This window comes from Sphingomonas sp. SFZ2018-12 (assembly GCF_022496715.1).
Classification (GTDB): Bacteria; Pseudomonadota; Alphaproteobacteria; order Sphingomonadales; family Sphingomonadaceae; genus Sphingomonas.
In genome coordinates this window covers 60279-82215 of sequence record NZ_WTFM01000001.1, presented here as the reverse complement: position 1 = coordinate 82215, position 21937 = coordinate 60279, and the positions used below count along the sequence as shown (strand labels likewise).

The window sequence follows — 21937 nt, the reverse complement described above, 5'->3', positions numbered from 1 at the left end:
GCCGGCCTGATCGTCCTGAGCGCGATGCCCGACATGGCGACGATCGCGTGATCGCGCCACGGCGCCGCCGAAACCGGCGTCGCGCCATCCCCGCCCCGCCACCGACCAGGGCCACCGCACGCTGACGCGACGGTGGCCCTGTCCTTATCCCCCGACCTGGAACGCGGATGGCTCAATCGAGCCGGTGTTCGCCCTTTACCCAGCGCACCGTACCCGAGCTCGCCCGCATCACCACGCTTTCGGTCGTCATCTTCTTGCCGACCCGCTTGACGCCCGCGAGCAGCGAGCCGTCGGTCACGCCGGTCGCGGCAAAGATGCAGTCGCCGCTCGCCAGTTCGTTCAGGTCATAGACCTTGTCGAGATCCTCGATGCCCCATTTGCGGGCGCGGGCGCGCTCGTCGTCGTTGCGAAACACCAGCCGCCCCTGGAACTGGCCGCCGACGCAGCGCATCGCGGCCGCCGCCAGCACACCCTCGGGCGCGCCGCCCTGGCCCATGTAGATGTCGATCGTGGTCGCCGGATCACTGGTCGCGATCACCCCGGCGACATCGCCATCGGGGATCAGCATCACGCCGCAGCCACAGGCGCGCAGCTCTGCCACGAGCTTTTCGTGGCGCGGGCGATCGAGCACGCAGGCGATGATCTCGCCGGGCGGGCAGCCCTTGGCCGCCGACAGCGCGGCGATGTTTTCGCTGGGCGACTTGTTCAGGTCGATCACGCCGGCGGGATAGCCGGGGCCGACCGCGATCTTGTCCATATAGACGTCGGGGGCGTTGAGCAGGCAGCCTTCCTCGGCGATCGCCAGGACCGCCAGCGCGTTGGGGCCGGCCTTGGCCGTGATCGTCGTGCCCTCGAGCGGATCGAGCGCGATGTCGATCTTGGGCCCCTTGCCGGGCGCCATGCCGACCTTTTCGCCGATATAGAGCATCGGCGCCTCGTCGCGCTCGCCCTCACCGATCACGACGGTTCCGTCCATGTAGAGGCCGTTCAGCGCCTCGCGCATCGCCTCGACCGCGGCGGCGTCCGCCGCCTTCTCGTCCCCGCGCCCGATCAGCTTCGCTGCTGCGATCGCCGCCGCCTCGGTGACGCGCACCATTTCGAGGACGAGGACACGGTCGAGATTCTTGGCTGGGGTCATGGGATGGTCGCTCCGGTGAACTCGCGGCGGCGATAGGCGAGGCACCGCAGCTTGTCGAGCGTCGCGGGTCAATCCTGCGGCGCGGTATCGCGGACCCAGAAATTGCCGCGCTGGTGGGTGACGCGCAGGATCATGCCGTCGACCCGCCAGCCGCCATCGGCATCGCGGGCGAAGCGGTGCGTATAGTCGCCCCATACCTCCCAGAGCGGATCGCCATTTCCCTCCATCCGGTTCCAGGCATAGCCCGCCGAGACCATGGTCGCGCGGTCGCCCTCGATCGTCACCTGATGATTGGTGCGCATGTGAAAGCTGGTCTTCGCCCCGCGCAGATTGCCCGACCACGCAGCGATCAGCGCGTCGGCAGATATGGTTGCGGGTGGCTGGCCCGACAGCGATTCGAAGTCGACATGGACCGTCGCCGCGAACAGGCTGCGCGCGCGTTCCCACTCGCGGGCATCGACCGCGCGGTCGATCGCGTCGGCGATGCGGATCAGTTCCGCGACTACAAGGTGGTTGGCGGCGGTGACGGGGTCGCTCTCCGGCATGTTCAATCCTCCAGGATGTGCATCCACATCGGCTCGCCGACCAGGCTCTGCGAGCCGCGCAGCTTCTCGAGCGCCTGCGCGACCGCGCGTTCGGGCCCTTCGTGCGTGACGATGGCGACCAGCACGCTGCCATCGGCCATCGCGCCGCGCTGCATCAGGCTTTCGATCGAGACCCCCGCGTCACGCATCGCCGCAGCGATTTCCGCGAGTACGCCGACCTTGTCGGCCACGGTGAAACGCACATAAGCGCGGCCAAGCCGCTCGCCCGTGGCGGCAGGCGCGGCATTGGTCAGCGCGTCGGCCGGCATCGCATAGGGCGGACCATATTCGCCGCGTGCGATGTCGATCAGGTCGGCGACGACCGCGCTCGCAGTGGGGCCGTCGCCGGCACCGCGCCCCTGGAAGAACAGGCGGCCGACATAATTGCCCTCCGCCACCACCGCGTTGAGCGCACCCGTGACATGCGCGAGCGGGTGCGAAAGCGGGACGAGATGCGGGTGGACGCGCTGGAACAGCCCCGCCGCGCCGGCTTCCGCGAGGCCCACCAGGCGCACGCGATAGCCCAGCGCCGCGGCCTCCGCGATGTCGGCGGCGATCACGTGACGGATGCCGGTCACATCGACCGCACCGAACGCCGGACACGACCCGAACGCCAGGCTGGCGAGGATCGACAGCTTGTGCGCGGCATCAATGCCGTCGATGTCGAAGCTCGGATCCGCCTCGGCAAAGCCAAGCCGCTGCGCCTCGTCGAGCACGTCGGCAAAGTCGCGGCCTTCGGCCTCCATCTTCGACAGGATGAAATTGCAGGTGCCGTTGAGGATGCCATAAACCTGGGTCAGCACATTGGCCGCCGCACCCTCGCGCAGCCCCTTGATGACCGGGACGCCGCCCGCCACCGCGGCCTCGAACTTCAAAGCGACGCTCGCCGCTTCGGCGGCGCGCGCCAGCTCCAGCCCGTGATGCGCGATCATCGCCTTGTTGGCGGTGACGACGCCGCGCCCGGCGGCAAGCGCGGTACGGGCGAGCGCGAGCGCGGGACCGTCCGCCCCGCCGACCAGTTCGACCACCACGTCGACATCGTCCCGGCGCGCGAGGTCGATCGGGTCGTCGGCCCAGCCGAAGCGCGCGATATCGATCCCGCGATCCTTGCCGCGATCGCGCGCCGACACCGCCACGATCTCGATCGGGCGTCCGGCACGCCTGGCGATCAGCGCGTGGTTTTCGTCGATCAGGCGTACGACCCCCGCCCCGACGGTGCCGAGCCCCGCCAGGGCGATACGCAAAGGTTCAGTCATTTATGGTCCTCCCAGCCCGGCGCGGCTAATCGAAAATTGCGCGGGTGGGAAGCGCGTTCACGGCTTGATCAGGCCGATTTCGACCAGGCGCTCGTGCAGATAGTCATGCGCCGTGATCGGCGTCGGATAGCGGTCGGGATTGTCCGCGCTGACGCAGCCGGGCAGCGTCCGGATCAGGAAGTCGGGCGCGGGGTGGAGGAAGAACGGCATCGAATAGCGCGGCGTGCCCCGGCGCTCGGGCGGCGGATTGACCACGCGGTGCGTGGTCGACGGCAGCACGTGATTGGTCAGCCGCTGCAGCATGTCGCCGACATTGACGACCATCGCGCCCTCAGGCGGCTTGACCGGAAGCCAGCGGCCGTCCCGGTCGAGCAGTTCGAGCCCCGCTTCCTCCGCGCCGAGCAGCAGCGTAATCAGGTTGATGTCCTCGTGCGCGCCGGCGCGCACCCCGGGCGCATCGGCGGAAACCGGCGGATAATGCAGCAGGCGCAGCACGCTGTTGCCGTCGGCCACCGCCGGATCGAACCAGTCGGGGGCAAGACCCAGATAGCGGGCGATCGCCGACAGCAGCCGGTCGCCCGCCGCGTCGAAGGCGGCAAACAGGTCAAGGAAGGTCTGGCGGAACCCCGCCGGTGCGTCGGGCCAGACATTGTCGGCCATCACCGCGCGAAAGCGATGACCGGGCGGCAGCTCGCGCCCGACATGGAAGAATTCCTTGAGGTCGTTCTCGCTCGCGCCCTTTGCGATCTCGATACCGAACGGGGTCAGCCCGCGCGCGCCGCCGCCCCCGGGCAGGTGGTACCGCCGCTTTTCCGCCTCGGGCAGCGCGAAGAACGCCCGCGTCATCGCCCAGGCCCGCTCGATCAGCGCATCGTCGATGCCGTGATCGGCAACGATGGCAAAGCCGAACCGCTGGAACGATTCGCCGAAAGCGGCAGCGAACGCGTCGGGATCGTCCGCCTGATCGCGCATCGAGATCAGGGGGACTTCGGCAAGCAGGGCGTCAGACATGGCTCGGGTCCGGTTGAAACGAGGATCAGCGCCCACACATAAGCGCGACGGGCCCGGTCGGCCAGCCGTTCCGCCGCCCTATTTGCCCGCCGCCGTCATCCGACGCGCGGCATCACCGCCCCTGCATACGAAATCGGCGTGACGTCGCGCGATCAAGAGTTCATGGAGCAGCGCAGCATGGATGCCCAGACCACCGTCAGCGCCGATCGATCGCCGATTCCGATGCGCGAATTCGTCGCACTCAGCGCCGCGCTGATGGCGCTGACTGCGCTGGGGATCGATTCGATGCTGCCCGCCTTCCCCGCGATCGGTGACAGCCTGGGCGTCGCCAATCCCAATGACCGCCAGTTCGTGATCACCAGCTTCCTGGTCGGTTTCGCCTGCGCCCAGTTGTTCCACGGTCCGCTGGCCGACCGCTTCGGCCGCCGGCCCGTGCTTGCCGGATCGCTGATCCTGGGCGCGGTGACCAATGTGTTGGCGGCGATGTCGGGCAGTTTCACCCTGTTGCTGATTGCGCGCTTCGTGTCGGGCATGGCGGTGGCGGGCGCGCGGGTCGTGACGGTCGCGATGGTCCGCGACTGCTTTGCCGGACGCGCAATGGCACGGGTGATGAGCCTGGTGTTCGTCGTGTTCATGGCGGCCCCCGTGCTCGCCCCCGCTTTCGGCCAGTTCGTGCTGCTCTTCGCGCAGTGGCGCTGGATTTTCGGCGGGCTGGCGCTGGTCATCACGCTGGTGCTGGCCTGGTACTGGCTGCGGATGCCCGAGACGCTCGATCCGGCCAACCGCGTGCCGCTCGAACCGATGCGCATCGCGGCGAACTATCGCCAGGTCGCGATCGACCGCTATTCGTTCGGCTACACGCTGGCGGCGGCGCTGATTTCGGGCGGGCTGTTCGGATTCATCAATTCCATCCAGCAGATCATGGACGTGATCTTTGGCCGGCCCGAGCTGTTGACGCTGACCTTCGCCTGTGTCGCCGGCACGATGGCGCTCGCCAATTTCACCAATTCGCGCATCGTGCTCCGCTTCGGCACGCGTCGCATCTCGCACGGGGCGCTGATCGGCATGATCACGATCGCGGCGATCCACTGGGCGGTCGCGGTGACGGGCAACGAAACGCTGGCCTCGTTCATCATCCTCCAGGCGATGCTGATGGGCTGCTTCGGCCTCGCGGCGTCCAACTTCTCGGCGATGGCGATGGAGAATATGGGGCGGATCGCGGGATCGGCGTCGGCGCTGCAGGGCTTTGCCTCGACGCTGATCGGCGCGATTCTGGGCGCGCTGATCGGCCAGCGGTTCGACGGCACCACCGTGCCGCTTTACGGCGCTTTCGTGCTGCTCGGGCTGGCGGCGCTGGGCGTGGTGTTCGCCGCCGAGCGCGGCCGGCTCTTCCGGTCGGTCAACGCGGGCTGATTTTCAGCCCCGGTCGTCGCTGGGCCGCCACACAAGTGGAACATGGGTCGGCTAGCCTCGTTGCCGGCGAGTCCCCTGCAATCGTGCGGGGACGCCAAGCGCGAAAGGGTGACCATGGGTGGCCTGCATATCTCCGAAACCGGACCCAATGACGATGGCTATGACGAGGATGGCTATGACGAAAGCCAGCGCGCCGAAATCCTGGAAGCGACGCGCGACGGCCCGACCGACGGCGTGGTGCTGACCGATGTCGAGCCCGATCTGGGCGAGGACCTGGAGGGCGATACGGACGACGCGGCGCTGATGGCGGGTGCCGACGAAACCGCTGAAGACGCTGACGACGACGAAGACGAGGACGCCGATGACGCGGCGGACGAAGACGACCTGGAGGAAGACGAGCTTCAGGAAGATTTCGACGACGACGACCTGGCCGACGACGACGATCTGGACGACGCGGATCGCGCCGCGCTGGAATAGGCCCACCTCCGGCTGCCGGGGGGCTGGTCCGCCGCCCGGCAGTCGTGATACCGCTCACGGCCGATGAGCCGGTTCACGCTTCGCTTTACCGCCACCGACGCCGATATCGACGAGCTGGGCCACGTCAACAACGCGGTCTGGGTGCGCTGGATGCAGGATGTCGCGGTCAGCCACTGGGCGGCGGTCGCGACGCCTGACGAGATCGCGCGGCATGTCTGGGTCGTCACCCGGCACGAGATCGATTATCGCGGCAATGTCCGCGCGGGCGAGCATGTGACCGCCGAAACCTGGGTACAGGATCCGCCGCGCGGGGCGCGTTTCGACCGGATGATGCGCTTCACTGGCGATGACGGGCGCGTCAAGATCGACGCCCGCACCACCTGGGCGCTGATCGACCGTGACAGCGGGCGGCTGATGCGCGTCCCCGCGGAGATGGCGGCGCGGTTCATGGAGACGACAGGCGCATGAGCACCGGGCCCGACGCGATCCTCAATTTTCGCCGCATCGACGCGCAGCTGACGACGTCCGGCCAGCCCACTGCCGACCAGTTCGCGGCGCTTGCGGCGCTGGGCGTGCGCCACGTCGTCAACCTGGGCATGTCGGATCATCCGCGCGCGGTGGCGGAGGAGCCGACGATCCTCGACGCGCTCGGCATCGGCTATACCCACATCCCGGTGCCGTTCGACGCCCCCGAAGAGGCGCATTATCAGACATTCCGGCAGGCGATGGTCGCGCATGGCGGCACCCCGCTGCACGTCCATTGCATCGTCAATGCGCGGGTGACGGCATTCTTGACCCGCTATCGCCGCGAGGAACTGGGGATGGACGACGCGGCCGCACGCGCGCCGATGGACAGCGTCTGGCAGCCGGGCGGGGTGTGGGCGGAGTTCGTGGGCGATACCGAAGCCGTCGCGCGCGCCCATCGCTTTGCCGGGCGCGACTATTAGCGCATGATGACTTTGCACGGAATCAACTTTCGTCACCCCGGCCTTGTGCCGGGTTGACGAGGAAGTCGTGAGAGAGCGGGTCGATCTAACGTCATCATGCTCTAGGGATGCGTGCCCGTGAATGGCCGGGAGGCACCGCGAGAGTTGCCGCCGCCTGATGCCGGACCCGCGCCCTCACCCCGAATTGCGCAGCGCGGTCGCGATCGCGTTGATGGTCAGCAAGATGCCCTCGCGGATGCGGGGGTCGGTTTCGCCCGCGCGGTGGCGGCGCAGCAGTTCGACCTGGAGCAGGTTGAGCGGCTCGATATAGGGCAGGCGCAGGCGGATCGAGTTTTCCAGGGTCGGATGCGCGGCGAGCAGCCGGGGCTGATCGGTCACCGCGAGCAGGTTGTCGCGCGTCGCGTGCCAGCCGTCGCGGATGCGGCCGAAGATCGCCTCGCCCTGCGCCGGGTCCTCGACCAGCGCGGCATAGCGCGCGGCCACCCCCATGTCCGATTTCGCGAGCACCATCTCAAGGTTGGCGAGCGTCGCGGCGAACAGCGGCCAGCCCTGATGCATCGCGCGCAGCAGCCCCTTGTCGGCGAACGCATCGACCGCCTGGCCGACGCCATACCAGCCGGGCAACATCACCCGCGCCTGCGCCCATGAGAATACCCAGGGGATCGCGCGCAGATCCTCGATCGCGTCGGATTGTTTCCGACTGGCGGGGCGCGAGCCGATCTTGAGGTCGGCGATCTCGCGGATCGGGGTCATCTGGCGAAAGAATGTCCGGAACCCGTCGGTTTCATAGACGAGCCCGCGATAGGCCCGGAACGCCGACTGGGACAGCGTGTCCATCGCCGCCGCGAACCGTGCCTGGTCGGCGGGCGGCACCGTGTCGGGCGCCAGGCTGGCGAGCAGCGTGGCAGACACGATTGCTTCCAGATTGGTCGCCGCACTTTCGCGCGTGCCGTATTTGGCGGCGATCACCTCGCCCTGTTCGGTAATGCGGATGCGTCCGCCCACCGTACCGCGCGGCTGAGCCCGGATCGCGGCAAAGGCGGAACCGCCGCCGCGCCCGACCGCGCCACCGCGCCCGTGGAACAGCTGGAGCGCGACGCCCGCCTCCTCGAACACCGGACGCAGCGCGGTCGACCCGCGGCTCAATTGCCAGGTCGAGGTCAGATAGCCGCCGTCCTTGTTCGAATCCGAATAGCCGATCATCACTTCCTGACGCCCGCGGCCGCACGCAATGGTACGGACCGCCGGGATCGCCAGCCAGTCACGCATGATCGCCGGAGCCGCCTCCAGATCGGCGACGGTTTCGAACAGCGGCACCGCCATGACATGCGCCTGTGGCGCCTCGCCAGGCACGAACAGCCCGGCTTCCTTGAGCAGCACATGGACCTCAAGCAGGTCGGAAACCGACTGGCTCATCGATACGATGTAGTTGGTGATGCAGCCGCGGCCGTAACGGCGATGCGCCTCGGCCGCGGCGTGGACGATCGCCAGCTCGCCCGCGGTTTCGTCCGAATAGCCGGCGGACGGCACGGTCAGCGGACGCGGACTCGCCAGTTCGCGGGTCAGTAGCGCGACCCGCCCCGCTTCGTCGAGCGCGGCATAATCGGGTTCGACGCCGGCAACCTTGAGCAGTTCGCCGACGACGCGTTCGTGCACCGCGCTGTTCTGGCGCATGTCGAGCGTGGCGAGATGGAAGCCGAAAATGTCGACCGCACGGATCAGGCGACCGAGCGCCCCGCCCGAGGCAAGCGCGCCATCGCCGCTATGCGCCAGCGCGCGGGCGATCGCGACCAGATCGGCGCGGAAGGCGGCGGGATCGGCATAGGGCTCGGCGACGATGCCGGCGGGGCGTGGCGGGGCCTTGCCCGCCAGTCGCTCATGCGTCGCGCAAAGCCGCGCATAAACCCCCGACAGCGCCCGGCGATAGGGCTCGTCGACGCGGCTCGCCGCATCGTCGCCGCTCGCCGCCGCCAGTTCGAGCACCGGCTGTTCGACATCGGCGTGGCGGGTCGAAATCGACAGTTCCGCGCCGAGCGCGTGAACCGCATCGAGATAATGGACGAGCACGGTTTCCGCTGCGCGCGCGAGCGCGAGGCGCAGCGATGCCGCGGTCACGAACGGATTGCCGTCGCGGTCGCCGCCGATCCAGCTGCCCGGCCGGACGAAAGCGGGCACACGCTCCCCCAGGATACGGTCCCAACGCGTGTGCAGCGCGGGAAGCACCGGCAGGAACACGTCGCGAAGATAGGACAGGGCGGTCTCGACCTCGTCGGCGACGTTGGGCCGGTCGGGGCGAAGCACGCGCGTCTGCCACAACAGCGCGATCTGGCGCAGGATCGCTTCCTCGACCTGGTCGCCGTCCGCAGTCTCGGCCAGCCCCGCGTCGCGCAGCGCCATCAGTTCGGCGATGCGATTCTTGTGGTCGATCAGGCTCTTGCGCCGCACTTCGGTCGGATGGGCGGTCAGGACGGGCGCGACCAGCGCCTGATCGAGCAGCGCGCGCACCTGGTCACGGCCGATGCCGGCCTCGGCGAGCCGCGCGACGGCATTCGCGACATCGGCATCGGGTTCGGCGGCGATGCCCTGACGGTCCTCCGCCAGGTTGGCGAGCATCGAGAAGAACATGAAGCCGCGGGTAAAGGCGAGCGCCTCGTCCAGCGTCAGTTCGGCCAGATGCGGGTCGGCGGGGCCGCCATTGCCGGCGACATCGTGCCCGGCCTCCGCCGCGCGGCGATGGCGTTCGACCGAAGCCGCGCGAATCTGTTCGATGCGTGCATAGGTCGCATCGCCATCATAGGCGCGGATGACGTCGCCGAGCAGGCGACCGAGGAACCGGATGTCGGGGTTGTTGATGACGCTGGGGAGGCTGGCCATGCGCACCTTGCTGCACTGCGGCAAGCGCAGGGTCAACCGTCGATTGCCCGCGTCGTGCCGCGGGACGCGCCGGACCTAGAGCAGCGATCGCGCGGTTTTCGCCGGGTCGGCGGGGTTGGGCACCCATTTGTCGCCGGCATAGTCGAAGTCGATGTCGATGGCGCCGCTGGCACGGTCGATCCGGACCAGGCACTTTTTCCACGCGGGCTTGTCGGCGACGCGCATCGCCGACTGGAGCTCCTGAAACAGCGTCAGCGCCCGAAAGCCGTCCGGCGTCGCAGCCTCCCACTGGTCGCCGTCCCAGTACATATAGCCGAACAGGCGCTTGCGATCGGCGACCTCCGCGACGACGGCGATCCGCTGCCACGGCCGGGCGGCGTATTTTGAACCGCGCACGATCTCGCTGCCGATTTCCTGAACCAGCGTGTCGGCGCGCTGCCGGTCGAAAGCGACTTGCTGCATCTGGTCACCCGAATTCGCCGGCATCGCCAGCACGATCATTGGTTCAGGATCCGCGACATGTCGGCGTTCGGCACGCGCTGGAACTGCTGCCCCGCAGCATTGTCGAACAGCTCCTGGTTGTCAAAGACGCGGCGTCCCGCGTCGTTGAACACTTCATAGGTCACGCCGACCTGATCGGGACGCCCGCCCGTCCCGCCGATCAGCTCAACCTCGACCCGCACAGTACCGCCGTTGCGGATCCATCCGGCCCATTCATTCTCCAGCGTCTTGTAGGCGGAGCGGTTGAAGTTGAAATTCTGGGGGAACATGTTGCGCGTGCCCTGGTCGCCCAGGAAGCGGTGGCCGATCACATGGCCGGCATCGTCATCGGACAGGCCCCGCGCGCGGGTGACGTCCTGTGCGTCGAGTTCGGCGTTGCCGCGCGGCGTTCCGCTCGGCTGCAGTTCGGACAAGGTGGCGGTGACGCGCGTCGGATAGCCGTTGGCATCGACCGTCCATTGCACGCTGTTGGCGCCGACCCGTGCGGTCAGGTTGGTCGCGGTCGCCGCATTGGCGGCGGCGCGCGGCGCGAAGAAGTCGTCGAGCTGGCGCTTCATGTTCCCGATCGCGTCGCGCGCGCCGGCAGGCAGCGCGTCGACCGCCGATTGCGGGATCGCATCGACGGCATCCTTGACGGCGCGCAGCCCGGGCTCGAGCGTGGCGCGCAGTGCCGGGTTGCGCGCCACCGCGCCGACCGCGTCATTGATCGTGTCGGCCCATTTGCCGATCTTGCCGAGCTTCGCCGCGTCGCCGAGCGCGGGGACGATCGCGACGCCGGAGATCACGCCGTTCAGCGCGTGGCCACCGGCATCGCCGAAATCACCGGAGAACAACGAGCCGATCGCGCGGCCCGCGGAGACGACCGCGTTGGCCCCGTCGCTGATCGGCGTCGGATCGAACAGGCCGGTGATGTCGAGCGCCATCTGGCCAAGGTCGAGGCCGAGCTGGACGGGGTCCGGCCCCGGAGACGCGGCGACGGCGAGCGCGTTGTCGTTGGCGGCATCGAGCGCGCGGGCGAGCTCGCCGCGCTCCACGGGCGAGAGCTGCGCCTCGACCTGGGTGGTCAGGGTGCGCAGCGTGGCCGGATCGCCGGCGGCGCGCACGTTCAGATCCGCCGCCAGCGCGCGGGCGTCGAAGCTGGCGCTTGCGACCGCCTCGCCGGCGCGCCGCGACAGGTCGCTGCCGATCGCGCCCGGCGGGCTGCTGGCTGTCGCTGCGGCGGGGTCGCTTGCGCTGACCATCGTTCGTCACCCGGCACCATTATTCCGATGGGCGAGAAGAACATGATTCGCGATCGAGGGCGCTCCTCGATGCGATTAGGCGGGCTAGTCGGATCGATTAGGCGCGGTTGTCCCCGGCCTCGCGCATCCGGCGCGCGAGCACTTCGGTTTCGATCAGCCGGATGCCGAGCCGCGCCAGCGGCGCGGTCAGCTCCGTCGGATCGGCATGGCGGCCGCGTTCGTCCATGTCCATGTCGAGCGACATCGACGCGTTTCCGTCGGCGGCCACCGCCAGCGTGACCTCGCGCGCGGCGCACCCGGCCGGCAGGGTGATCTGAGTCTCCGTCGTCCGCGCAGCGGCGTCCAGCGCGCGTTCGAACCGGTCGGCATCGGCGAGCGCAACATCGACGGCGGCGCCGGCCGGGGGCGCGGACGGCGCGGGCGCCCCGTCGATCCTGTTCCCCGCCGGTGGCGGGACGGCCGCCATATCGTCACGATCCGGCCGCGCTTCGCCGCCGACCGGACCGGGCAGCGGCTCCGGCCGCGACCATCCTTCGGCGACCGCGAGCGGCCCGGCATCATCCCGGGCCTGTCCGAGCCGTTTCAGCGCGTGGCGAAATCGATCCCCGGGGGACGGCTCGGCGGGCGCGCGCGGGGGGGCCGCGTCGCCGCGCTGCGCGCGGGCGGCAGCGGGCGTGGGCGTGGGCGAAGCTGGCCGTGGTACGTCGATCATGCGCGTCTCCGATGGTCCTCGCGTTCATTTTCGGCATGGCGGTCGCGGCGGCGGCGCTCATCGCGCAAGGCGCGATGGTGCAGGCCGGCAACGGCTTCCTCGCGCGCTTGCGCCCGCAGAATGCCCGCGCGCGCGTCGCGCAATGCCGTTGCGGCGTCCGCGCGTCGCTGGATCGCCGCGCCGTACAGCGCCTGCGTTTCATGCAGCTCGCTTTCGCGACGATCGAGGCTCAGCCGGATCATCTCATCGGCCGGCGCGCGACAGCGGGCGGCGCGCGCCGCATCCAGCGCGACATGCTGGTCCCGGAGCGTCGCCTCCAGGCGCGTGACCGCCGCCTCGCACGCCGCATGGTGCGCGCTCGCCGCGGCGAGCGTGTCGCGCGCACGATCCAGTTCGCGCGCGCGCAGGCGGCACAGCGTCGCGAGTTCTGCCGCGCCGTGCGTCATCCCTCAAAGCCCCTGAGCAGCGTGCGGGTGAGCGCGATGTCCGATGCATCATGCGATCCCTGCCGCAGAAAGCCGTCGATCGCCTCGCGCATCGCCAAGGCGCGGTCCGCCATCGCGTCCTGGCCCGGCCGATAGTCGCCGACCTGAACGATCAGCTCGATCTCGGCGAGCTTGGCCAGCATCGCGCGCAGCTGGGTCGCCGCCGCGATCTGGCCCGGGTCGCACAGCTGCGACATCAGGCGACTCTGGCTCGCCAGCACGTCGATCGCGGGATAATGCCCCTTTCGGGCGAGCGCGCGCGACAGATAGAGGTGCCCGTCGAGCAGCGAGCGCACTTCTTCGCCGACCGGGTCGTCCTCCTCGTCCTCCAGCAGCACGGTATAGATGCCCGTGATCGCCCCGTCCGAATCGGTGCCCGCGCGCTCGAACAGGCGTGGCAGCTCGGCGAATACCGAAGGCGGAAAGCCGCGCCGCACCGACGGCTCGCCCGCCGCCAGCCCGATCTCGCGCAGCGCGCGGGCAAAGCGCGTGACCGAATCCATCAGCAACAGGACATGGCGACCTTCCGCGCGGAACCCCTCCGCCATGGCGGTCGCGGCATGCGCGGCACGCACGCGCTCGAGCGCGGGTCGATCCGAAGTCGCGACAACGACCACCGATCGTGCCAGCCCCGCCTCGCCCAGATTATCCTCGATGAACTCGCGCACTTCGCGGCCGCGCTCGCCGATCAGTGCGATGACGATGACGTCCGCCCGCGCCTGGCGGGCAAGCATGGCGAGCAGGGTGCTTTTCCCGCCCCCGGCGGCGGCGAACACCCCGACCCGCTGGCCGCGCCCGACCGGGACCAGCCCGTCGATGGCGCGTACGCCGGTGGGCAGCAGCCGGTCGATCCGCTGACGCGTCATCGGGTTGGGCGCGACGGCATAGAGCGGACGCGACATCGACCCGCGCGGCGGCGCACCGCCGTCCAGCGGCTCCAGCCGGGCGTCGAGCACCCGCCCGAGCAGTGCATCCCCGACGGGCACCCGGTCGTCGCCGGCACGCACGATGACCTCGGCCTCGCTCGACAGCCCGCGCAGGTCGCCCAGCGGCGACAGCAGTAGCTCGCCGTCGTTCATCCCGACGACCTCGGCAAGCAGCGCGGGGCGTCCGGCCACATCGAGCAGCGCACAGGTCTGGCCGATCCGGCCGGTGACGCCGGCGACCCGGATCGCGGTCCCGACCGCGCCCTTCAGCCGCCCGCGCTGCTCGACGACGGGCGCCGCGTCCAGCCCCCGGAACATCGCATCGATACGCGTCTCAAGCGTCATCGGCATGTTCCAGGCGCAAACGGATCGCTTCGATCTGCACGTCGCGGTCGGCGATGATCCGGCTGTCGCCCGCGATCACCCGGCATTGCGTATCATCGAGCGCAGGGTCACCGCGGACGATGATCGCCCCGGCATCCATTTCCGCCAGCGCCCGCTCGACGACCGGCGCGACGCTTTCCGACACCTCGACCGTTACCGGCCCGGCACCGACCAGGTCGGCCACGGCGCGCCGGGCGATACCGCGTATCACGGCCTCGTCATCGAGCGTGTCGACCATCCGGTGAAGTGCCGTCAACGCAAGCTCGGCGACCTGATGCTCGAGCATTTCACGGTGGCGCAGCGCCTCGCCGGCGACGGCGGCGACCGCGTCCGCAAAACGCTGCATGCCCGCCGCCTCGCCCGCCGCAAAGCCGCGCGCCGCCGCCTCGCGCTCGACCGTCGCCACTGCCTCACGCCCCGCCTGCCGCTCGCGCTCCAGCATGTCGAACAGGGCAACGGCGTCGGCAAGCGGCTCGCGATCGGCGGCGCGCACGATCGGCCGATCGCTGGCGAGCAGCGCGTCGCGGTTGGCGCGGATCAGGTAGAAGCTCATGTCTCGGCCTCGCCCACCGCCTCGGCGATCGCCACGAATCGCGCGGCCTGGGGATCAGCCGTTTGCGCGCCCGCGGGCCGCAACGCGCCGGGAAGCGCCCCGCGCGCCAGCGCCTCGCCCTGCGCGCGCAACTGGGCGGGCGGCGGCAGCGGACGATCGCCACCGGGGGGCAGCGCCAGCACCGCCTCCAGCACCCCTTCCCCCACTTCCGCGGCAAAGGCGCGCAGCATGTGTCCTTCGATGACGCGGCCCAGCGCGTCGCGCGCGGCGACCAGCGCGATCAGCTTGAAAGCCGCCGCCTGCGCATCCGACGCACCCGCGGGCCAGCCCGGCCAGTGGGCCAGCTCGGCGAGCGAAACGGTCGCGGCGGGCGGAGCGCCGGCGAGCCGGGCCGACCGACGTGGTGCCACGCCGTGATCGCGCGCCAGCCGCGCACGCGCGACCAGCCGGCGGCGCGCCGCCCCGCTCATTCAGGGTCGCTCCGCACGACCGGCAGCGTCGACCGCCCCCGGCGCATCGTCAGCGCGACGATCAGCCCGCCGATGCCCAGGGCGGCCAGCACCGCCGCGAGCCAGGGCTGGCCGAAACTCGCCATCGACATGCCGCTGCGCGCGGGCGCGGCCTGAGCCGGAAACATGACGACCGAGACCTTGTCATAGGACAAGCCCTCGATCGAATTGGTGACGAGCGACTTGATCGCGCCGGTCTGGCTGCGCAGCTCGAATCCCGGCTGATACTTGATGAACACCGCCGCGGACGACGGCTTGACCTTGTCCGACAGCGGATCGGGCTGGGGGATGGCCAGATGGACGCGCGCCTCGACCACCCCGTCGATCGCGCTGACGGTACGGCCCAATTCCTGCGACAGTCCGTACATCAGCCGCGCCCGGTCCTCGGTCGGGGAGGAGACGAAGCCCTTCTTCGCGAACAAATCGCCGAGCGAGGCGAACTCGTCGCGCGGCAGGCCATTGCTGCGCAGCACCTCGACCGATTGAGCAAAGTCGGCCGGCGCGACCGAAACGCTCCATTCGCCCTCCCCGCTCGACTGTTTGGTGGCCGCGATATTGGCGTTGCGCAGCGCCGCGATCATCTCGTTGGCCTGGCTCTCCTTGAGCTTGCCATAGAGTTCCTGATTGCCGCACGCCGCCAGCGCCAGCATCAGGCCGATGGCGAGCCAGCGGCGGCAGGATCGGATCCAGGCCATGCGTCCTCCTTGTCCCGCCCTGTTCAGCTTTGCTGACGGAACAGCTGCTGGATGCCGTCCGAGCTGCGATTGGCGATGTTCGACGTGAGCTGGCAGTGGAACATGAATTCCTGGCACTGCATGGTCAGCTGGACCATCTCGCCCGGTGTCAGCTCGCCCGCCGACAATTCGGCCGACCGCGCATATTCCGCCACGCTCTTGGCCTCGACATTCACCTTGTCGAGCGTTTCGAGCAGCCCCTTGAGCGCGGGCGGCACGTCGTCGCCCGGTGCGATCGCCGAGGCGCGATCGAGCGCGGCGGCGAACTCGCCCTGCGCGCCCGCGCCCGGTTGCTGAGGAACGGGCGGGGCGAGGTCGACGACCAGCGGCTCGACCGGTGCGGCAGCCGCGGCGGCAAGGGCTTCGATCGACATGGTCAGCCCTTCCGCGCCATGGTTTCCAGCGCCTTCGACACGCTGTCGAGCGAGCTGTGCGAGCTTTGCGACAAAAAGCTCATCTTCATCGATTCGGCGGTCAGCTGGGTGATCTGTGACGGGGTGTCGCCGCCTTCATTGGCGATCAGGTCGGAGCGTTGCTCGATCGCCGCCGCCTGATTGTCGAGCGCCTTGCCCCAGGCACCGGCAAAGGCCTCGAACCAGTTGGCGGGGGTCCGGCTGCGGTCCATCGGTCCGGCGGTCATCGGGGCGGCGGCCAGCGCGTTGAGGCCGTAGGTGGGGGTGATATCGGTCATCGCATTACTCCTCTCAGATAGTCGTCACAGCCGGATTTCCTCGGTCCGGCCATTTTTCTCGAAGCGCACCCGGCCGACCTCGACCGACACCAGCCGATGCCCGGTCGGCAGGATTGCGCCCGGAAACCAGCGCGCGCCGTCGGCGGTCACGATATGGCCGGGATCGGCGACGACGCTGGCCAGGCCGGTGCCGCTGCGCGCGAAAAAGGATTGCAGCGCATCGCCGCCGGCCGCGCGATCCAGCCGGAAGGCGACACGGCGCAGCCCCGGCAGGTCGCGGCGCAACAGCCGGACCAGCTGCTGCTCGCGGTCGTCGGACAGATAGGGCGCGATCACCGCGATGCTGCCCAGCCCCAGCGGTTCCGCGCGCGCGGGCAGCCCCTGGGCCTGCAGGATGTCGGTTGCCGCGCTGGCGATCGACGCCGCCGACGTCACGTCGACCATCACGGGCACACCCTGTTCGGCGGCGAGCGTACGCAACCGGATCAGGTCGCCTTCGTCGGAAACCATGCCGCTGACGATCAGCCCGCCGGCCGGGTTGCGACTGACCGAGAGGTCGCCCAGTCCGGCGTCCGCCAGCCGGCCCTGCAGCGCGCCCGGTCCGGACCATTGCTGCTCGATCGCCGAACCCAGCGGACCCGATGCGGCCAGCAACAGCACCATCGACGCGGTCACCACCCCGAGCCGCATGATGCCGATCCGGTCGATCGCGGCCTCCAGCGTGCCGCGCGCACGACCCGCGATTTGGGCGGACATGCTGGGCGCGGGCAGCGGCACCGCTGGCGCGCCGCACGGCGACGCAGCAATCGCCAGCGCCTCGTCCCAGCGATCGGCGCCGCGCTCGCCATGCGCGATCAGGAATTCGCCGAAACGGAACGGCAGATAGGGCGGGAGCTGTGCCGAGTCCTCCGGCCCCATCGTCCGGCCCAACAGCTCGGCCTGGCCGCTGATGACGCGCAGGCGGATCGCGCCCGCATCGCCTTGGCGGGTCAGTTCGATGACGCCGTCGCGCGTTCCGGTGCCGCGCAGCACGATGTCGTTGGCCAGACCGTGGCCGATGCACAGCCGGTCCGCCATGCCGAGCGGGTGTTCGCGCCCGGCCAGCCGGCCTTCGAGAATCCGCACGATGTGGGGCGCGGGGGGATCGGCACGGGCCATGGCTATCTCCGCTTGCGCTGTCGCTTGGGCTTGACGGGTGCCGGCGCGATCGGAACCGGCGGGGTGGCTGCGGCGGGCTGGACCGCCACCGTGTCGATCGGGATGATCCGCGGGGTGATCAGGAACAGCCGCTCGGTCTTCTGCCGGCGCTTGCTGCGCGACTTGAACAGCTCGCCCAGCACCGGAATGTCGCCGAGCAGCGGGATCTTGGTCTCCGCATCGAAATCCGCATTGACGGTCAGTCCGCCCAGCAGCAGCCCCTCGCCCTCGTTGATCATCGCCTGGGTATTGACGCTGGCGCGATCCACGATCGGGATATCGTCGACCTCGGCATCGAGCACCGCGCCATCCTCGACACCCACGACCATGCGGATGCGCGTCTGGCCGTTGTCGTACAAGACATGCGGGTTGACGCGAAGCACGGTGCCGGCGGTCACGTTGAACAGGTCGACCTGGCGGTCGCCGGCCACGCGGACATAGAAGGTCCGGGTGCGGTCGAACACCGCCTCGACATTCGACAGCGTGACGATCTGGGGCCGCGACACAACGCGGGCCGCGCCCTTTTCCTCCAGCGCGCTCAGCCGCCCGATGAATTCGCGGTTGGACCCGATCACCCCCGACAGCGACAGGCCCCGATTGACCTGGCCGAGCCGGGTGAAGTCGACGGCGGGATCGCCGGTGCGACGGACGATGTCGCCGCCGAACAGCGAGCTGAAGCCTTGGCTCTGGATCCGCCAGTTGATACCCAGCTCGCGCAGGCGGTCGATGTTGAGGTCGATGATCGTCGCCTCAAGCTCGACGATCATCGGCCGGACGTCGAGGGCGCGGACCAGCCCTTCATAAGCGGGCATGTTCTCCGGCCGGTCGCGCACGACGACCGCGTTGATCGACGGATCGATCGCGATGCGGGGACCGCGCTGGGCATAGCCCGGCCCGCTCTCTGCCGCGACCGCAGGGCCCGGCGGCAAGCCGAGCAGTTCGTCCTCATAGGGCGCGATCTGGGGCGTCTGCGCGGGACCGGGCGGCACGGCGTTCAACCCCCGGCCGCCCAGGCGCGGCTGGCTCTGGCGCACCGAGCGCCCGCCATAGCTTGCATAGACGCTGCCGGCGACGGGCGCGCCGTCGCCCATGATGCGACTGAGCGTCGATCCGACACCGGGCACGATCAGCTCGCGGCCACCCGCCATCAGCGTCGTATCGTCGGCGCGGGCATAGCGCAGATAGAAGACGCGAAGCTCATAGGGCTCGACCCGCTGATAGCCGCGGCCGCGCGCCGGGCTGATCTGGGCGGTTTGCGGAATGTCGGGCCGCGTGGGCAGCGCGCTCGCCAGCTGCGCGACCTGGTCGAGGAACTTGGGCACGCCGGTTGCGAGCACCGCGTCCTCCGACACGGCGCGGACCTGGTTGATGCTGTCCGAAAGTCCCGATTGGTTGACCGCCGACACCAGCTCGCCGCCGCGCCGCGACACGACCGGGATCGTGCGGCTCTGCACCTGGCCGGCGGGATAGACGATCACCGTCGACCCGTCATGATAGGCGACGAGGTTGAACGAGCGCGCAATCTGGCTCCACACGGTCGCGGCCGCGCCCTCGAACCGGCCGTTGATCCGGCCCTTGACGGCAGGGTCCACGCTGACCGTCAGCCCGGCCGAGGAAAAGAAGCGGCGGATGAATGCCGCGACCTCGTCGTTGCGGGCATTGAGCGCGACGCGACGATCGGCAAAGGGCGGGTCGCCCGCCGCAGCGGGAACCGCCGACAGGGCCAGGCCGGCGGTGGCAAGGATCGTCGTCATCAGACGGCGCACGGTCATTCGGCAGCTCCCAAACCCACATCCTCCTCGATCGTGATCGGTGTCCGGTCGAACTGCGCGACGATGTCGAGCGGCACGCTGGGCGACAGCTCGTTGAAGGCGAGCACGGGCGTGTCGAACACGTCGCCGGCGATCAGCCGCCGCAGCGGCCGGCGCAGGTCGAACGCGGTGACGATCGCCCGCGCCCCGCACGAGGCGAGCTCGCGCTTGAGCATCGCGATCATCGTGCGCGCCTGTTCGGGCTCCATCGCCAGACGGGCCACGCCGTCGACGGGCCGGACATTGTCGCGCAGAAAGGATTCGAGCGTTGCGCCGACGATCAGCACCCGCAGCCGCCCGTCGGTGCACAGGGGCGGGGTCAGATACCGCTTGACCGCAACCCGGGTCATGTCCGCGATGGGGATCGCGTTGCGTTCGGACTGACCGGCATCCGCGATCGCCTCCAGCACGTCGCGCAGGTTGCGCAGCGACACTTCCTCCTCGACGAGCAGGCGGATGACTTCCGCGATGCGGGCGGTCGGCACCGCGCGCACGGCTTCCTTGACGACGTCGGGATATTCCGCGCCGATCCGGTTGAGCAGCGTCGTCACCTCCTGCAGGCCCAGAAACTGGCCGACATTGCGCCGCAATGCGTTCTCGACCTCGGGCAGGACCCGGTCGACCTCGCCCGGGTCGAAGCTACCCGACGCCACCGGCGCCTCGTTGACGAACAGCGCCCAGCGTCCGCGCTGGCCCGCCCCCGGCGCGATCTCGATCGGCGGGACGGCGAGGCCGATCCGCGCCTGGATGCGATCCAGCAGGCGGCTCGCCTCCGCGCTCAGCGTGGCGACCATCGCTGCATCCAGTCCGTCGGCCGACAGTTCCAGCACCAGCGGCTTGACCGGGGCCAGTGCGCCGGGCCGCGCCTCGATCCGATCGGGCAGCGCCGCCGGGCGGCTGTCGAGCCGGCGCGCGCGGCCGCTGATCCACACCCGGCCGGCGGGCAATTGCCACGCGCCCCCAAAGGCCAGCGCAAGCGCGAGCGCGAGGAAAACCAGCGTCGGAAAACCGGGGATCAGCCCCAGCAGCACGCACAGCCCGGCGGCGATGAACAGGACGCGCGGCTTGCCCGACAATTGGCGCGCGATTGCCGGACCAAGCTCGCGGTCCTTGTCCTCGTCGGTCGTGCGCGTGACCAGCAACCCCGCCGCCATCGCGCTGAACAATGCGGGAAGCTGGGCGACCAGCCCGTCGCCGATCGTCAGGATGGAATAGGTGTGGACCGCGTCGCCCGCCGACATGCCGCGGTTGAACACGCCGATCGCCAGCCCGCCGATCAGGTTGACGAGGACGATCACGATCGACGCGATCGCATCGCCCTTCACGAACTTCATCGCGCCGTCGAGGCTGCCGTGCAGCTTGCTCTCCAGCTCGAGCGTGCGGCGGCGCGCGCGCGCTTCGTCCTTGTCGATCAGGCCCGAGCGCAGGTCGCTGTCGATCGACAATTGCTTGCCGGGCATGGCGTCCAGGCTGAACCGTGCCGCCACCTCGGCCACGCGCTCGGCCCCTTTCGAGATGACGATGAACTGCACGATCGTGATGATCAGGAACACGACGATCCCGACGATCAGGTCGCCGCCCGCCACCATCTCGCCGAACTGCTGGACGATCGCGCCGGCATGCGCCTCCGTCAGGATCATCCGCGTCGTCGCGATCGACAGCGATAGCCGGAACAACGTCGACAGGAGCAGGACGGTCGGGAAGGTGGACAGGTCGAGCGGTTTGGCGATGTAGAGCGTGCTGAGCAGCAGCAGCACGCCGATCGTCATGTTCGCCGCGATCAGGAGGTCGAGGACGACCGCAGGAAGCGGCAGGATGAGCAGGCCGACGACGGCGACGACCAGGCCGACGAGCAACAGGTCGGCGGCGCGAATGCCGCCCCTCGGCAGCTTCGCGAGCATGGCGGCGAAACTCACCGGCCCGGCCCGGTTCCGCTGCGAAGTTGCTGATAACGCGCCATCACGCGACCGACATAGTTGCGGGTTTCCGCATAGGGCGGCACGCGGTTGCCATAGCGGGCGACGGCGCCCTCCCCGGCGTTGTACGCGCTCAGGATCAGCTCGAAATTGGTGCCGTAGCGCCGCTGCAACCGCTTCAGGTGGCGGGCGCCGGCGTCGATGTTGGTCGCCGGATCGAACAATGCAGGGTCGGCCACCCCCAGGCCGCGGCCGGTCGCGGGCATGATCTGCATCAGCCCGCGCGCACCCGCCCTCGACACCGCGCGCGCGCGATAGGCCGACTCGGTGGCGATGACCGCGTGCAGGAAGAGCGGGTCGATGCGATGCCGGCTCGCCGCGCGGCCGATCACGTCGTCGAACTGCGAATAGGAAAGCCGCGTGACCGTCCCGGCCGGAGCGGTCGGCGGCGACCAGCTGGACTGCGACGCGCCGGACGCATTGCGCGCGTCCTCGGGATCGGGCTTGACCCCGATGATCCGCACGATGTCCGGTCCCGGCTGGACCGGCACCGTCGGGGTGGCGACCATCCGGTCCG

The 21937-nt window shown here is 69.6% G+C and carries 23 protein-coding genes; 4 read left to right on the top strand and 19 right to left on the bottom strand.

What is annotated here, in order from left to right:
• Positions 1–172: 172 nt before the first annotated feature.
• The 4 genes from glpX to GO308_RS00425 all read right to left on the bottom strand — a co-directional run bounded on the left by glpX (position 173) and on the right by GO308_RS00425 (position 3989).
• The gene (gene glpX / locus GO308_RS00440) at positions 173–1138 is read right to left on the bottom strand and encodes a class II fructose-bisphosphatase (protein WP_066477072.1); all 966 of its coding nucleotides are present in this window, start codon (positions 1136–1138) and stop codon (positions 173–175) included.
• 68 nt (positions 1139–1206) lie between these two features.
• On the bottom strand, positions 1207–1683 hold the full coding sequence (locus tag GO308_RS00435) for a nuclear transport factor 2 family protein (protein WP_240883492.1): 477 nt from the start codon (positions 1681–1683) through the stop codon (positions 1207–1209).
• Positions 1684–1685: 2 nt separating this feature from the next.
• On the bottom strand, positions 1686–2978 hold the full coding sequence (locus tag GO308_RS00430; RefSeq protein ID WP_240883491.1) for a homoserine dehydrogenase: 1293 nt from the start codon (positions 2976–2978) through the stop codon (positions 1686–1688).
• Between the two features lie 57 nt (positions 2979–3035).
• A complete protein-coding gene (locus tag GO308_RS00425; protein WP_066546633.1) occupies positions 3036–3989 on the bottom strand; it encodes a 2-oxoglutarate and iron-dependent oxygenase domain-containing protein in 954 nt (317 codons plus the stop codon).
• A gap of 138 nt (positions 3990–4127) precedes the next feature.
• Between GO308_RS00425 and GO308_RS00420 the strand changes: the two genes are divergently transcribed.
• The 4 genes from GO308_RS00420 (at position 4128) to GO308_RS00405 (ending at position 6826) form a co-directional block, all read left to right on the top strand.
• On the top strand, positions 4128–5402 hold the full coding sequence (locus GO308_RS00420) for a multidrug effflux MFS transporter (RefSeq protein ID WP_346768946.1): 1275 nt from the start codon (positions 4128–4130) through the stop codon (positions 5400–5402).
• Between the two features lie 114 nt (positions 5403–5516).
• Complete coding sequence (locus GO308_RS00415; RefSeq protein ID WP_066477064.1) at positions 5517–5879, top strand: DNA primase; 363 nt, start codon at positions 5517–5519, stop codon at positions 5877–5879.
• A 63-nt stretch (positions 5880–5942) separates the two neighbouring features.
• A complete protein-coding gene (locus tag GO308_RS00410; RefSeq protein ID WP_240883490.1) occupies positions 5943–6347 on the top strand; it encodes an acyl-CoA thioesterase in 405 nt (134 codons plus the stop codon).
• Positions 6344–6826 (top strand): protein tyrosine phosphatase family protein, encoded by a 483-nt coding sequence (locus tag GO308_RS00405; RefSeq protein WP_240883489.1) that lies wholly within the window; start codon positions 6344–6346, stop codon positions 6824–6826. Before GO308_RS00410 ends, GO308_RS00405 begins: the two co-directional genes overlap by 4 nt.
• Positions 6827–7000: 174 nt before the next feature.
• Here GO308_RS00405 and ppc read toward each other — a convergent pair whose 3' ends face one another.
• The 15 genes from ppc to GO308_RS00330 form a co-directional block, all read right to left on the bottom strand.
• On the bottom strand, positions 7001–9700 hold the full coding sequence (gene ppc, locus GO308_RS00400; RefSeq protein WP_240883488.1) for a phosphoenolpyruvate carboxylase: 2700 nt from the start codon (positions 9698–9700) through the stop codon (positions 7001–7003).
• A 75-nt stretch (positions 9701–9775) separates the two neighbouring features.
• Positions 9776–10201, bottom strand: a complete 426-nt coding sequence (locus tag GO308_RS00395) for a hypothetical protein (protein WP_240883487.1) — start codon at positions 10199–10201, stop codon at positions 9776–9778.
• Positions 10198–11442, bottom strand: a complete 1245-nt coding sequence (locus GO308_RS00390) for a DNA/RNA non-specific endonuclease (protein WP_240883486.1) — start codon at positions 11440–11442, stop codon at positions 10198–10200. The genes GO308_RS00395 and GO308_RS00390 overlap by 4 nt, the downstream gene beginning before the upstream one ends.
• A 97-nt stretch (positions 11443–11539) precedes the next feature.
• On the bottom strand, positions 11540–12154 hold the full coding sequence (locus GO308_RS00385; RefSeq protein ID WP_240883485.1) for a hypothetical protein: 615 nt from the start codon (positions 12152–12154) through the stop codon (positions 11540–11542).
• Positions 12151–12600 (bottom strand): hypothetical protein, encoded by a 450-nt coding sequence (locus GO308_RS00380; protein WP_240883484.1) that lies wholly within the window; start codon positions 12598–12600, stop codon positions 12151–12153. The genes GO308_RS00385 and GO308_RS00380 overlap by 4 nt, the downstream gene beginning before the upstream one ends.
• On the bottom strand, positions 12597–13910 hold the full coding sequence (locus tag GO308_RS00375) for a FliI/YscN family ATPase (protein WP_276616303.1): 1314 nt from the start codon (positions 13908–13910) through the stop codon (positions 12597–12599). Before GO308_RS00375 ends, GO308_RS00380 begins: the two co-directional genes overlap by 4 nt.
• Positions 13900–14502, bottom strand: a complete 603-nt coding sequence (locus GO308_RS00370) for a hypothetical protein (protein WP_240883483.1) — start codon at positions 14500–14502, stop codon at positions 13900–13902. Before GO308_RS00370 ends, GO308_RS00375 begins: the two co-directional genes overlap by 11 nt.
• Entirely contained in the window at positions 14499–14972 is a 474-nt protein-coding gene (locus tag GO308_RS00365; RefSeq protein ID WP_240883482.1) for a hypothetical protein, read from the bottom strand. The genes GO308_RS00370 and GO308_RS00365 overlap by 4 nt, the downstream gene beginning before the upstream one ends.
• Complete coding sequence (gene sctJ, locus GO308_RS00360; RefSeq protein ID WP_066477041.1) at positions 14969–15706, bottom strand: type III secretion inner membrane ring lipoprotein SctJ; 738 nt, start codon at positions 15704–15706, stop codon at positions 14969–14971. The genes GO308_RS00365 and sctJ overlap by 4 nt, the downstream gene beginning before the upstream one ends.
• 23 nt (positions 15707–15729) lie before the next feature.
• Complete coding sequence (locus GO308_RS00355; protein ID WP_066477039.1) at positions 15730–16119, bottom strand: hypothetical protein; 390 nt, start codon at positions 16117–16119, stop codon at positions 15730–15732.
• A gap of 2 nt (positions 16120–16121) precedes the next feature.
• Positions 16122–16436, bottom strand: coding sequence for a hypothetical protein (locus tag GO308_RS00350; protein WP_066672048.1), 315 nt, complete (start codon positions 16434–16436; stop codon positions 16122–16124).
• A 24-nt stretch (positions 16437–16460) separates the two neighbouring features.
• The gene (locus GO308_RS00345) at positions 16461–17594 is read right to left on the bottom strand and encodes a hypothetical protein (protein ID WP_066477036.1); all 1134 of its coding nucleotides are present in this window, start codon (positions 17592–17594) and stop codon (positions 16461–16463) included.
• 2 nt (positions 17595–17596) lie between these two features.
• Positions 17597–19405, bottom strand: a complete 1809-nt coding sequence (gene sctC / locus GO308_RS00340; protein ID WP_066477035.1) for a type III secretion system outer membrane ring subunit SctC — start codon at positions 19403–19405, stop codon at positions 17597–17599.
• Positions 19402–21360 (bottom strand): flagellar biosynthesis protein FlhA, encoded by a 1959-nt coding sequence (locus tag GO308_RS00335; RefSeq protein ID WP_066477033.1) that lies wholly within the window; start codon positions 21358–21360, stop codon positions 19402–19404. Before GO308_RS00335 ends, sctC begins: the two co-directional genes overlap by 4 nt.
• On the bottom strand, positions 21357–21929 hold the full coding sequence (locus GO308_RS00330) for a lytic transglycosylase domain-containing protein (protein ID WP_066546600.1): 573 nt from the start codon (positions 21927–21929) through the stop codon (positions 21357–21359). The genes GO308_RS00335 and GO308_RS00330 overlap by 4 nt, the downstream gene beginning before the upstream one ends.
• Positions 21930–21937: the final 8 nt, after the last annotated feature.